Origin of the sequence: Bradyrhizobium sp. 141 (assembly GCF_023074055.1) — a bacterium.
Lineage (GTDB): Bacteria > Pseudomonadota > Alphaproteobacteria > Rhizobiales > Xanthobacteraceae > Bradyrhizobium.
Window position 1 is genome coordinate 130,829 of sequence record NZ_JADPKR010000013.1, and the last position, 11,573, is coordinate 142,401.

At 64.1% G+C, this 11,573-nt stretch carries 11 protein-coding genes; 10 read left to right on the forward strand and 1 reads right to left on the reverse strand.

What is annotated here, in order from left to right:
• Window position 1: 1 nt before the first annotated feature.
• Entirely contained in the window at window positions 2–1,042 is a 1,041-nt protein-coding gene (locus IVA81_RS02910) for a LacI family DNA-binding transcriptional regulator (RefSeq protein ID WP_247311976.1), read from the reverse strand.
• Window positions 1,043–1,234: 192 nt separating this feature from the next.
• Here IVA81_RS02910 and IVA81_RS02915 point away from each other — a divergent pair, with 192 nt between their 5' ends.
• The 10 genes from IVA81_RS02915 (at window position 1,235) to IVA81_RS02960 (ending at window position 11,568) form a co-directional block, all read left to right on the forward strand.
• Complete coding sequence (locus IVA81_RS02915) at window positions 1,235–2,536, forward strand: sugar ABC transporter substrate-binding protein (RefSeq protein WP_247311979.1); 1,302 nt, start codon at window positions 1,235–1,237, stop codon at window positions 2,534–2,536.
• Between the two features lie 61 nt (window positions 2,537–2,597).
• Window positions 2,598–3,485: a sugar ABC transporter permease gene (locus IVA81_RS02920; RefSeq protein WP_247311982.1), complete on the forward strand. Its 888-nt coding sequence runs from the start codon at window positions 2,598–2,600 to the stop codon at window positions 3,483–3,485.
• Between the two features lie 4 nt (window positions 3,486–3,489).
• Window positions 3,490–4,317: a carbohydrate ABC transporter permease gene (locus IVA81_RS02925; RefSeq protein ID WP_247311985.1), complete on the forward strand. Its 828-nt coding sequence runs from the start codon at window positions 3,490–3,492 to the stop codon at window positions 4,315–4,317.
• A gap of 7 nt (window positions 4,318–4,324) precedes the next feature.
• Entirely contained in the window at window positions 4,325–5,329 is a 1,005-nt protein-coding gene (locus IVA81_RS02930; protein ID WP_247311988.1) for a zinc-binding dehydrogenase, read from the forward strand.
• Between the two features lie 6 nt (window positions 5,330–5,335).
• Window positions 5,336–6,409: a sn-glycerol-3-phosphate ABC transporter ATP-binding protein UgpC gene (gene ugpC, locus IVA81_RS02935; protein ID WP_247311992.1), complete on the forward strand. Its 1,074-nt coding sequence runs from the start codon at window positions 5,336–5,338 to the stop codon at window positions 6,407–6,409.
• The gene (locus tag IVA81_RS02940) at window positions 6,406–7,365 is read left to right on the forward strand and encodes a sugar kinase (protein WP_247311995.1); all 960 of its coding nucleotides are present in this window, start codon (window positions 6,406–6,408) and stop codon (window positions 7,363–7,365) included. The genes ugpC and IVA81_RS02940 overlap by 4 nt, the downstream gene beginning before the upstream one ends.
• Entirely contained in the window at window positions 7,362–8,399 is a 1,038-nt protein-coding gene (locus tag IVA81_RS02945; RefSeq protein ID WP_247311997.1) for a tagatose 1,6-diphosphate aldolase, read from the forward strand. The genes IVA81_RS02940 and IVA81_RS02945 overlap by 4 nt, the downstream gene beginning before the upstream one ends.
• Before the next feature lie 44 nt (window positions 8,400–8,443).
• Window positions 8,444–9,568 carry a mandelate racemase/muconate lactonizing enzyme family protein gene (locus IVA81_RS02950; protein WP_247312000.1) on the forward strand — a complete coding sequence of 375 codons (1,125 nt, stop codon included), beginning with the start codon at window positions 8,444–8,446 and terminating at the stop codon, window positions 9,566–9,568.
• 266 nt (window positions 9,569–9,834) lie between these two features.
• Window positions 9,835–10,260, forward strand: a complete 426-nt coding sequence (locus IVA81_RS02955) for a hypothetical protein (RefSeq protein ID WP_247312003.1) — start codon at window positions 9,835–9,837, stop codon at window positions 10,258–10,260.
• A gap of 162 nt (window positions 10,261–10,422) precedes the next feature.
• A complete protein-coding gene (locus IVA81_RS02960) occupies window positions 10,423–11,568 on the forward strand; it encodes an AI-2E family transporter (protein WP_247312005.1) in 1,146 nt (381 codons plus the stop codon).
• Window positions 11,569–11,573: the final 5 nt, after the last annotated feature.

Genomic DNA, 11,573 nt, shown 5'->3' on the forward strand with positions numbered 1-11,573 from the left:
CTCATCTCAGGGATTTCGGAGGCGGAGCCGTCGATTCGCGGACCACCAGCGAGAAATCGATCTCGCGATGCATGATGGTCTGCTCGCCGGCAAGGCTCCGCACCAGATATTCGCCAGCGCGCTGCCAGGTTTCGCCGGTCGGAACGTGGATCGTGGTGAGGCTCGGGCGCAAATGGCGACTCCAGTCGAGGTCGTCGAAGCCGACCACCGACAGATCGCGCGGCACGGAGAACCCGTCGCGCTCCGCCTCGAGCAACACGCCGTAGGCAATGACGTCGTTGCCGCACACCACGGCTGTTGGGCGGTCCTTGAGGTTGAGGAGATAGCGGGCCGCCTCGCGCGCATCGTCCAGCGTATAGGGCACCTCGACGTGCCATTGCGGAGGAAGCTCGAGGCCGTTCTCCGTCAGCGCGCGGCGAAAGCCGGCGACGCGGGCGCTGGCCCGGTCGTTGTTGCGCTGGAGCGCCGAGACGATTCCGATGCGGCGATGACCGAGCTCGATGACGTGGGCGGCGGCGCGGTGGGCTGCGGCTTCGTTGTCTGTTCCGACGCAAGGGTAGGGCCTGTCGGGCTGGTAGATGCCGACATTGATGAAGGGCACTTTGTTGTCGGCAAGCAGCTTGCGCAATCCGTCGTGGTGGCAATCGCCGCGCAGCACGAGGCCGTCGACGCCGCGGCTGATCAGATTGCGCGCCTGCTGCAATTCGACATCGAGGTCATATCCGCTCGTGGTGAGGAACAGCATGTATCCGACTGACGATAGATATTGCTGCAGCGAGGCGATGCCGCGCGCGAACATCGTGTTGTCGATGGTGGGTACAATCGCGCCGAGCGTGCGCGAGCGGCGGGACGACAGGATGCGCGCCGGCGCGTGCGGAATGTAACCGAGTGCGTCGATGGCTTGCTCGATCCGCGCGCGCAGGGAAGGGCTCACCGCGTCCGGATTGTTGAGGGCGCGTGAGACCGAGGCGGTTGAAACGCCAGCGCGAGCCGCGACGGCGCGGATGCCCTGTTTGACGGATTTGGCGTCGGTCAAGCTCATGGATGTAACGTTACATATTGCGGATCGCGCCGCGTGATCGTGATAATGGCTCCAGTCTGCGGCAGATTGCACGATCTGTCCATCGCTTGACACGGCTGGGCTGAGGTCTATTTTGTAACCGTTTTCAGATTGTGCTCGAAGATGTTCAAAATGGTCCGCCGGCTTAAGGCGGCCAGCCGGGAGGAGAGTTCGATGAAGGCCAGGATGCTCGCGACCCACGTCGCGTTGCCGGTTCTCGCGATCGCTGCCGCCAGCGCGCAGGCGCATGCGGCCGATTTCGAGTGGATGAAGTTCAAGGGCAAGACCGTCACCTTTCTCGCCAACAACAATCCGGTCGCGCAGGCGCTGCTGACCTACAAGGCGGATTTCGAGAAGCTGACCGGCATGACCCTGAAGGTCGACGGCTATCAGGAACAGCAGATGCGCCAGCGTCTGGTCACCGTCATGAACGCGAACAGCGACGAGGTCGACGTCTTCATGACGCTGCCCTCGCGCGAGGGCGAGCAGTTCGCCGCCGCCGGCTGGTACGGCGATCTCACGACGATGGCCAAGACCGACGTCGCCAAGGACTACGACCCGGCGGGGCTGAGCCAGGCGCTGCTGAAGGCCGCGACCTTCGGCGGCAAACTGACCAGCATGCCGATGAACATCGAAGGTCCGATCTTCTATTACCGCACCGACATCTTCAAGAAGTGCGGCATCGAGGTGCCGAAGACCATCAAGGAGGTCGAAGCTGCGGCGGGCAAAATCAAGACCTGCGACAGCGCGGTGACGCCGTTCGTCTCGCGTGGCCTCAAGCCCGCGATCGCCTACACCTTCAGCAACATGCTGCACAATATCGGCGGGACGTATATCGCGAGCGGCAAGTCGAACCTCTGCTCGGCGAAGGGTAAGGAAGCGCTCGACACCTATAGCCGGTTGCTGCGCGACTTCGGACCGCCCGGCGTCGTCAACTACAGCTTCCAGCAGATTTCGGCGCTCTATCGCAGCGGCCGCGCGGCGATGGCGTTCGAATCGTCCAATGAGCTGCGCACGGTGATGGAAGGCGGCGCCCGGCTGAAGGACACCGGCCTGCTGCCGTTCCCGGCGGGCGAGGCCGGTCAGGTGCCGACCACGATCGGCTGGGGTATGGCGGTATCCTCGCGCAGCAAGCAGCCGGATGCAGCCTGGTATTTCGTGCAGTGGGCGACCAGCCCCGAGGTGCAAAAGAAGATGGCGCTGCAAGGCATTGCCCCGCCGCGTCCGTCTGTCGCCAAGGACCCTGAATATCGCAAGTGGATCGACGAGGAGCCGGTCCGCAAGGAATGGCAGGCCGCGCTCGATGTGCTCGCCACCAAGGGCTCGTCCGAGGTCGGCTATCCTATCGTTGCGAACCCGGAATCGCGCGAGTTCATCGGCCAGGCGGTGCAGGATCTGATCCTGAAGCAGAAGCCGATCGAGCAGGCTTGCGCAGATGCCGACAAGGCGCTCGATGCGCTGATCGCACAGAAGTAACGGTTCAGCGCCGGCTGGCTGCTGCCTGCCGGCACCTCCTCACTCCCAAGGAAACGCACGCATGTCTGATGCGGCTGCGACACTCGCGCAGGACCGGCAGAAGCTGGAAATGTCGGCGCTCTCCGCGCCGGCCGTGATCTTCACGGTCGCGATGATCGCGTTTCCCGTCGTCTACACGGTCTGGCTCGGCTTCCAGAACTTCTCCTCGACCGGCAAGCAGTCCTTCGCCGGCCTCGCCAACTATTCCAAGCTGGTCTCCGACTACGAGTTCTGGCACGGGCTATGGGTCACGATCGCGCTCTATGTGCTGTCGCTGGTGCTGCAGCTCGTCTTCGGCGTCTGGCTCGCGCTGGTGCTGTTTCACGCCAAGCGCCTGCCGGGCATCGTGCGCTCGCTGTTCATCTCGCCCTTCATGATGCCGCCGGTGGTGGCGGGCATGATGTGGCTGGTGATTCTTGATCCGTCGCTGGGTGCGGCCAACTACGTCCTGCAAACGTTCGGCCTGCCGCCGTCGGATTGGCTGGCCTCGCCGACATGGGTCATTCCGACGGTTGCTCTGATAGACAGCTGGCAGTGGACGCCCTACGTCGCCTTGATCGTGCTGGGCGGCCTGCAATCCCTCCCGCCGAGCGTCTATGAAGCCGCGCAGATCGACGGCGCATCGCCGTTCAAGACCTTCCAGCGCATCACGCTGCCGCTGCTGCTGCCGACCATCGTCACCGCGGCGATCCTGCGCAGCGTCGATCTCCTACGCTTCTTCGACATCATCTACATCACCACCCAGGGCGGCCCCGGCAACGCCTCGAATACGCTCAACATCTATGGCTTCCGGGTCGGCTTCGAATTCTTCAACATCGGCTATGCCAGCGCGTTGATGCTGACGCTGACCGCGATCGTGTTCGGCGCCGTGCTCGCCTTCAACCGTCTCCGCGGCGCGGTGGCCTGGTGACGCCATGACCGATGCCGCCAACACCGACCGCTGGATCCGCTGGCTCAATCTGGTGCAGCTCGTGCTTGCCGGGATCATCATCATGGCCCCGACGGTCTGGATGGTGCTGTCCTCGTTCAAGCCGTCCTTCGAGGTCACCGCCTATCCGCCGGCGCTGATCTTCACGCCGACATTGGAAAACTATGTCGAGCTGACGAGAACCACGCCATTCCTGAGCTATGCGCTCAACAGCCTCATCGTCACCGTCGGCTCGACCGCGCTCGGGCTGCTATTTGGGATCCCCGCCGCCTTTGCCGTCTCCTGGACGCGGATTTCCTGGCCGGCGATCCTGACGCTGGCGGCGCGCATGGCGCCCGGCACGCTGTTCCTGCTGCCATGGTACGTCATGTTCCGGCAGGTCGGCATGATCGGCTCCTATACCGCGCTGATCCTCAGCCACGCCGTGATCACGTTGCCGATCGTGATCTGGGTCCTGCTGCCTTCCTTCGACGGCATTCCTCGCAGCGTGTTTGAAGCGGCGCAGGTGGACGGATGCAGCGTCACGCGCATCCTCTGGCGCATCGCGCTGCCGCTGGTGGCATCCGGCGTCGCAGTGTCGGCGATCCTCGCCTTCGTGTTCTCGTGGAATTACTTCCTGTTTGCGCTGGTGCTCTCCAATGGCGACACCAAGACGCTGATCGCGGCGGCCTTCAACTTCATCGGCGAAGGTTCGACCCAATGGGGCGCTCTGATGGCTGCGGCGACGCTGATCGCTTTGCCGCCGCTGGTGCTGGCGGCCTTGGTTCAGCGCTGGCTCGTCTCCGGACTGACGCTCGGCGCGGTGAAAGGCTAGGTCTCTGATGAATGTATCACCCCGTTCCAATTCGATCATGCAGGCCGCGGTCTTCCACGGCAATGATCGCATCACCATCGAGCGCGTGGCGATGCCCGAAATCGGCACAGGCGAGGTGCTGGTGCGCGTCTCCCGCACCGCGCTGTGCGGTTCGGACTTCAAGCTCTGGCACAAGGGCGCCGAGTTCACCGCGGGGCACGAGATCTTCGGCGTGGTCGAGCAGCCCGGTCATCGCCTGCATGGCCGTCGCTGCGCCGTTTATATCCCCTTGCACTGCGACCGCTGCGCCGCCTGCAAGCGCGGCGACACCCAGATGTGCCTGGAAGTCTCCAGCCTGATCGGCTGGAACAGGCCGGGTGGGTATGCCGAATATGTGCCGGTGCCGGAAAACTGCCTGCTGCCGGTGCCGGATGATATCGAGGACAGTCTTGCACCGTTGCTGCTCGACACCATCGGCACGTCGGGACACGCCGTGCGTTTCGTCAGCCGCGTCGTGCCGCCGATCGAGGCGGGGCCAGTTCTCGTGATGGGAGCAGGGCCTGTCGGCCTCGGCGTCGTTCTGGCGCTCCGCGCACTCGGCTACGATGACGTTCATGTCGCCGATCCCAATGCCGCGCGTCTCAAGATCGCGCAATCCTTTGGTGCGAAGGCGCACGCCGTCGGCGATACCTCGAAGCGCTTTGCCCTCATCATGGAATGCTCTGGCGCGCATGCCGCGCGCAACCTCGGCATCGAGCTGGTCCTGCCGCGCGGTGCGCTGGTGCTGGTCGGCGAGAACGCCGCGCCCTGGACCATCGAGGAAGGCAAGGTGTTCCGCCGCAAGGATTTCTACATGATCCGAACCTTTTACTTCCCGGTTTCCGATTTCGAGCCGAATGTCGAGCTGCTGCGCAAGTACAAGGACGAATACCGCGTCCTCGTCGACGGCGAATTCGGCCTGTCGGCTCTGCCCGAGAATTTCGCTCGCTTCGCCAAGGGCGAGCTGATCAAGCCTGTGCTGGCGCTGGACTGAGCGATCATGGCCTCGATCTCGATCCGCAACCTCGTCAAGCGCTACGGCAATTTCACCGTGATCCCCGATCTCAATCTGGAGATCGCGGACCATGAATTCGTCGTGTTCGTCGGCCCGTCCGGCTGCGGCAAATCCACCTTGCTGCGCATCATCGCCGGCCTCGAGCCGATTTCGTCGGGAGAGCTCTATATCGGCGACAAGCGCGTCAACGGCGTGCAGGCCGCCCACCGCGACATCGCGATGGTGTTCCAGAACTACGCGCTCTATCCGCACATGAAGGTCTACGACAACATGTCCTTTGCGCTGGAGCTGCGTGGGGTGTCGAAGGCCGAGATCGACGCCCGCGTGAAGCGCGCCGCGGCGCTCTTGCACATCGAACCATATCTCGACCGCAAGCCGAAGGAGCTCTCCGGCGGCCAGCGCCAGCGCGTCGCCATGGGCCGCGCCATCGTGCGCAATCCCAAGGCGTTCCTGTTCGATGAGCCGCTGTCCAACCTCGACGCAAAGCTGCGCGGGCAGGTGCGGGCCGAGATCAAGGCACTGTCGCAGGAACTGAAGACCACCATGGTCTTCGTCACCCACGACCAGATCGAGGCCATGACCATGGCCGACCGGATCGTGGTGCTTCAGAGCGGCACGATCCAGCAATACGACACGCCCGAGACAGTTTACGAACGACCGGCCAATCAGTTCGTTGCCGGCTTCATCGGCTCGCCCGCCATGAACTTCTTTCCGGTCGCGTGGCGGCAGGAGCGCGCGATCCTCTCGCAAGGCGGGATGGTGGTGCCGCTGGAAGGCGAGAGCGCAGGCCGTCTAAGGCTGGCGGGCGATGCCGTGCTCGGAATTCGCCCGGAGCATTTCGCCGTGACCACTGAGGCCGCCGACGGCATAGCCGTCAACGTCAAGCTGGTCGAGCCGCTTGGATCGGATACGCTGATCCATTTCGATCTCGCCGGCGTCTCCGCGATCGCGCGGGTCGATCCGTCGCTGCGGCCGAAGGTCGGCGATCGCATCAGCCTGCGGCCGCAGCCGGGCAAGACGCATCTGTTCGATGCCTCCAACGGGCAGGTTTTGCGGTGAGCGGGTCGGCGGACATCGGTGATTTGTCGGCACTGGCGGACGTCGCGTCGCGGCAAAGGCCGGTGCATGTGATCTGCCTTGGCCTGTCCGCGCTCGACCAGGTCTGGCGCGTCGATCGTCTGTTCGCGGGACAAAGCGAGAAGATCAAGGCGACCGGATACCGCACGTTTGGCGGCGGTATGTCTGCCAACGCTTCGGTCGCGATAGCAAAGCTCGGTGCGTCCGTCGCGTTCTGGGGGCGGGCAGGGAATGACGCCGCAGGACAAGAGATGAGATCGGCCTTCATGGCCGAAGGCGTCGATGTCGAGAGCTTTCGGCTGTTTCCCGAGGGCCGCTCGTCGGTCTCCGGGATCATCGTCGACAGTTCCGGTGAACGCCAGATCGTCAACTTCCGCGGACTCTATCCGGAAGCCGCGGATTGGCTGCCGCTCGAAGCCGTCGCCCGTGCATCCTCGGTGCTGGCCGATCCGCGCTGGGTCGAGGGCGCCGCGACACTATTCGGCGAGGCTCGCGCGCGCGGCATTCCGACGGTGCTCGACGGCGACATGGCCGATCCCGAGGTGTTCGAGCGGCTGCTGCCGTTGACTGACCATGCGATCTTCTCCGAACCTGCGCTCACCGCCTTTGCCGGATCGGCCAAGGATGAATCTCTCGCAGCGCTCGCGCGTTTCGGCTGTCGCGTCATTGCCGTCACGCGCGGCGAGGGGGGCGTGAGCTGGTACGAGAACGGCGAGCTGCACCGGCAGGCGGCCTATGCCGTCGAGGTCGTCGACACCACAGGCGCCGGCGACGTCTTCCACGGCGCCTATGCGCTTGCGATCGGCGTCGGATCCGATGTGCGCGCAGCCATGGCGTTTTCGGCGGCGACAGCCGCCATGAAATGCCGCCACGCCGGTGGCCGCAACGGAATCCCCGATATCAACGAGTGTCTTGCATTCATGAGGACGACGCCATGAGAACGATTGGAAAGAACCGCGGCCTGGCACGGCTTGCTGACGCGGAGGGCCACTTTCGCATGGTCGCGCTGGACCAGCGGCCGCCTTTGTTCGATGCCATCGCGAAAGCAAAAGGCATCACCCGGGAGCAGGTCGAATATTCCGACGTCACGGCGGCGAAGCGCCTTCTTGTCGAGAATCTTGCGCCGCATTGCAGCTCGATGCTGTTCGACCCGAATTTCGCGGTGCCCGCGGCGATCGATCTGTTGCCGCCGCGCTGCGGCTTGATCATGACGCTGGAGGAGCATCGCGTCGAGGAAACCACGGGCGGCCGCAAGTCGCGCGCGATCACCAATTGGAGCGTGGAGAAGATCCGCGCGATGGGCGGCGACGCCGTCAAGGTGCTGGCCTGGTACCGGCCGGACGCCGATGCCGCGGTCAACGAGCACCAGAAGCGCTTCGTCCGCGAGGTCGGCGAGGATTGCGCCCGCCACGACATTCCCTACGTCCTTGAACTGCTGGTCTATCCGTTCCTCGGCAGCGCCAACCACACCGCGGACTATGTGGAATCGCCGGGCAAGCTGCCAGGCCTCGTCATCGACAGCGTGCGCGAGTTTGCCAAGCCGGAATATTGCGTCGATCTGCTCAAGCTGGAGAGTCCGCTTGCGGCGGGCGGCCTGCCGGCCCGCGACGGCAGCGCGGAGGCGAAGGCCGCGCAGAAGGAGTTCGATGCGATCGGCGACATCTGCCGCGAACGGAGTATCCCCTGGGTGCTGCTGTCGGGCGGCGCCGCCCCTGAAAAATTCGAACGCGTTCTCGACTACTCCTATGCCGCCGGCGCAAGCGGCTTCCTCGCCGGCCGCACCATCTGGCTCGACGCCGTTCTGAAGAACTTTCCGGACCGTGCGGCGGTGTCGGCGAGCCTGCGCAAGGATGGTCTCGGCGTGCTGGAACGGCTCAACAAGCTCACCACGGCCAAAGGCACGCCGTGGAAGGCGCGTTTTCCGGTGTTCGCTGACATCAAGCAGGAAGGTGACTTCGCGCGCGCCTATTGAGATAGTGGCTCCGCGTGGTTCATCCCGATCGCAGGGTCCGCAACATGACTGACGGCTTCACCATCCGTTCGATCGAGGCGTTCTGCTATCGCTATCCGCTGGCGACGCCGGTGGTGACGTCGTTCGGCAAGATGCTCAACCGTCCCGCCGTCATCGTTCACGCCATCGACGAAGACGGCGTCGAGGGATGGGGTGAAGCCTGGTCCAACTTTCCAGCGCCAGGCGCGGAGCATCGTGCCCGGCTCGTCAACGAGGTGCTGGCGCCCGGTCTTGTCGGGCGCAAATTCGACGGCCCCGTCCAGGCCTTCGAGGCGCTGACGGAGGGTACCGAGGTGCTGGCGCTTCAATGCGGCGAACCCGGTCCGTTCGCGCAGGCGATTTCGGGCATCGACCTCGCGCTGTGGGACCTCTCCGCGCGTCGCCAGCGCTTGCCGCTGTGGCAGCTCCTCGGCGGCCAGTCGAACAATGTCAAGGTCTATGCCAGCGGCATCAATCCCGGTGATGCCGCGCAGACGGCGGAAGCTGCGCTCAGGCGCGGCCATCGCGCCTTGAAGCTGAAGGTCGGATTCGGCGCCGAAACCGATCTGGCCAATTTGGCCGCGCTGCGCGGGATCGTCGGCGCCGGCATGCTTGCGAGCGATGCCAACCAGGGCTGGTCAATCGCGCAGGCCACGGAGATGCTGCCGCGGCTTGCCGAATTCGATCTGCGCTGGCTGGAGGAACCGATCCGCGCCGATCGCCCGCGCGAGGAGTGGCGCAGGCTGCACGCCCTGGCGAAGATGCCGATTGCCGCCGGCGAAAACATTGCGAGCATCGATGCTTTCAAGGAGGTTCTGGCCGAAGACGTGCTCGGCGTGGTTCAACCCGATATCGCGAAATGGGGCGGCCTCAGCGTCTGTGCCGGGCTGGCGCGCGACATCCTGAAGGCGGGCAAGACGTTTTGCCCGCACTATCTCGGCGGAGGCATTGGCTTGCTTGCGTCCGCGCATCTCCTTGCTGGTGTCGGAGGGGATGGTTGGTTGGAAGTCGATGCCAACGACAACCCGTTGCGCGATCTGCTTTGCGGCCCGATCCTCAATGTGAGGGACGGCACGGTCGAACTGGACCACGAACCGGGGCTCGGCGCCGCGCCTGATCTCTCCAGTATCGAGCGCTATCGCAGCATCTAGCATTGTGGGACACCTGTCAGCGTCCGAAGATGCTGACGGTCGAAGCTGAGTTCTTAAACGGTCTTCCTAGACCCAACGATCTTGACCAAAGCGGCGCATGACTGCGTCTTGAAGGCGCCATGCGTTCCGTGTGGTTCGGCTTCGCAGATCGCTGCTCAGTGCGATCGTCGCCCAGGCGCGGGCAGGGCGGTAGGAGCCGTGCGTTCGAAGCGGACGGTCCGGATTGAGCTGGTTCTTACCCAATTGCGGGAGAAGAGGAGATCACGATGCGCCTGACGGTGTCTGCATTCGTTCTGACAGCCTGTCTCGTGTCACAGGGCGTGGCCGAAGAGACGGTCAACGTTCTTCCGCCAATCGTGGTCGGAAGCAGCGCGCCGAAAAGCGCCGCCGATGGCCGCGTACCGGCTTCATCCGGCGGCAGCCGTGCGCCGGCTTCGCCCGACAGATGCGTGGAGGTGGAAATCGGATCCAGCCGATCGATGGACTGCCTCAACCAGAGACTCAGGAAGGAGGTCGATCGAGTCAATCCGAGCATCAACCTGCCGCCAATAGATGCCAGGTCGCCGGACTCCAAGGTCGGGGTGGTCAACATCCCCGGTATACAGCAGCAATATGGCCGGAACTTCGGTGTGTCTGTCGCTCCGTACCGACCGGCGCCGCCGGTTTTCTCCTCGCCTATCGGGCGTCGATGAATGATCCACTGCAAGCCGGTGTGCTGACCAGGCTGCCGTCTCGCAAGTGTCCGGCATCGGCTGATCAGGTCTCCACGGCCTCGCGCATTGTTTGATCCAGATCAAGATCGCCTCGACAAGGCGCCGGCTACGTTTGTCGCTGGTCTAGTCCTGGACGCCGCCTTGAAGACACTTCGCCAGCTTCTCACCGGAGAGGACGTGATCCAGCTCGTGATCCGGCTCGGATTGCTAGCTCTGCTGATCGTTTGGACGTTCTATCTGATCCGTCCCTTCGTCACGATTCTGGTCTGGGCTCTCGTGCTCGCGGTCGCGTTCAATCCCGTCTTTGTTTTGCTCGCAAGGATCCTGGGCGGCCGGGCGAAGCTCGCTGCGGCCATTCTCACGGCCATCAATCTCGCGATCGTCATCGGGCCCGCGGCCTGGCTCGGTCTCGGCGCGGTCGAGGGGATCAGGGATTTCGCCGGCGAACTGGCGGCGGGCGATCTGGCCATTCCGTCGCCGCCCGCGACGATCAAGACTTGGCCGCTGATTGGAACGCAGCTCTACGATTTCTGGGATCAGGCCTCGACCAATCTCCGGTCGGTTCTGCAACGGATTGTGCCGTATCTGAAACCCTTCGCGGGTACGCTGCTTGGCGTCGCGGGCGATGCCGGCGTGGGCACAATCAAGTTCCTGCTCTCGGTCGCGGTCGCCGGCGTTCTCTTTCCCTATGGGCCGCAGCTCGTGACGGCGGGCAGGGAGTTTCTGTCGCGGATCGTGCCCGAGCAAAGCGAGCACTTCCTGGACCTCGCGGGTGCAACCATCCGTGCGGTATCCCAGGGCGTGATCGGCATCGCGGTCATCCAGGCACTGCTGGCCGGCATCGGGTTCAAGCTGGCCGGCATCCCGATCGCCGGGCTGCTTGCCTTCCTCGTGCTGCTGCTCTCCGTGGTGCAGATCGGCGCAGCCGTCATCATGCTGCCCGTGATCATCTGGATCTGGACCGACAAAGACCTCACCACGGCGTTGCTGCTGACGATTTTCCTCGGAATCGTCAGCATTCTCGACAACATATTGAAACCTCTCGTGATGGGGCGCGGCCTGACGACGCCGACCCTCGTGATCCTCATCGGCGTGATCGGGGGCACGCTGGGGCACGGAATCGTCGGGCTCTTCATCGGGCCGATCATCCTGTCGGTGGCTTGGGAGCTCACGGTGGCCTGGATCAGGACCGACCGCGCCGTTCCGCGGCCGCAAGCATCGTCGACCGTTGACCTAAATCAACATCGGCCAACCCTGAGCGCCTTGGATGAAACCGCGCGACGATGAGGTCG

Coding starts and splice junctions, on each gene's coding strand:
- IVA81_RS02910 (WP_247311976.1), bottom strand. CDS start 1,042: ATGAGCTTGACCGACGCCAAATCCGTCAAACAGGGCATCCGCGCCGTC.
- IVA81_RS02915 (WP_247311979.1), top strand. CDS start 1,235: ATGAAGGCCAGGATGCTCGCGACCCACGTCGCGTTGCCGGTTCTCGCG.
- IVA81_RS02920 (WP_247311982.1), top strand. CDS start 2,598: ATGTCTGATGCGGCTGCGACACTCGCGCAGGACCGGCAGAAGCTGGAA.
- IVA81_RS02925 (WP_247311985.1), top strand. CDS start 3,490: ATGACCGATGCCGCCAACACCGACCGCTGGATCCGCTGGCTCAATCTG.
- IVA81_RS02930 (WP_247311988.1), top strand. CDS start 4,325: ATGAATGTATCACCCCGTTCCAATTCGATCATGCAGGCCGCGGTCTTC.
- ugpC (WP_247311992.1), top strand. CDS start 5,336: ATGGCCTCGATCTCGATCCGCAACCTCGTCAAGCGCTACGGCAATTTC.
- IVA81_RS02945 (WP_247311997.1), top strand. CDS start 7,362: ATGAGAACGATTGGAAAGAACCGCGGCCTGGCACGGCTTGCTGACGCG.
- IVA81_RS02950 (WP_247312000.1), top strand. CDS start 8,444: ATGACTGACGGCTTCACCATCCGTTCGATCGAGGCGTTCTGCTATCGC.
- IVA81_RS02955 (WP_247312003.1), top strand. CDS start 9,835: ATGCGCCTGACGGTGTCTGCATTCGTTCTGACAGCCTGTCTCGTGTCA.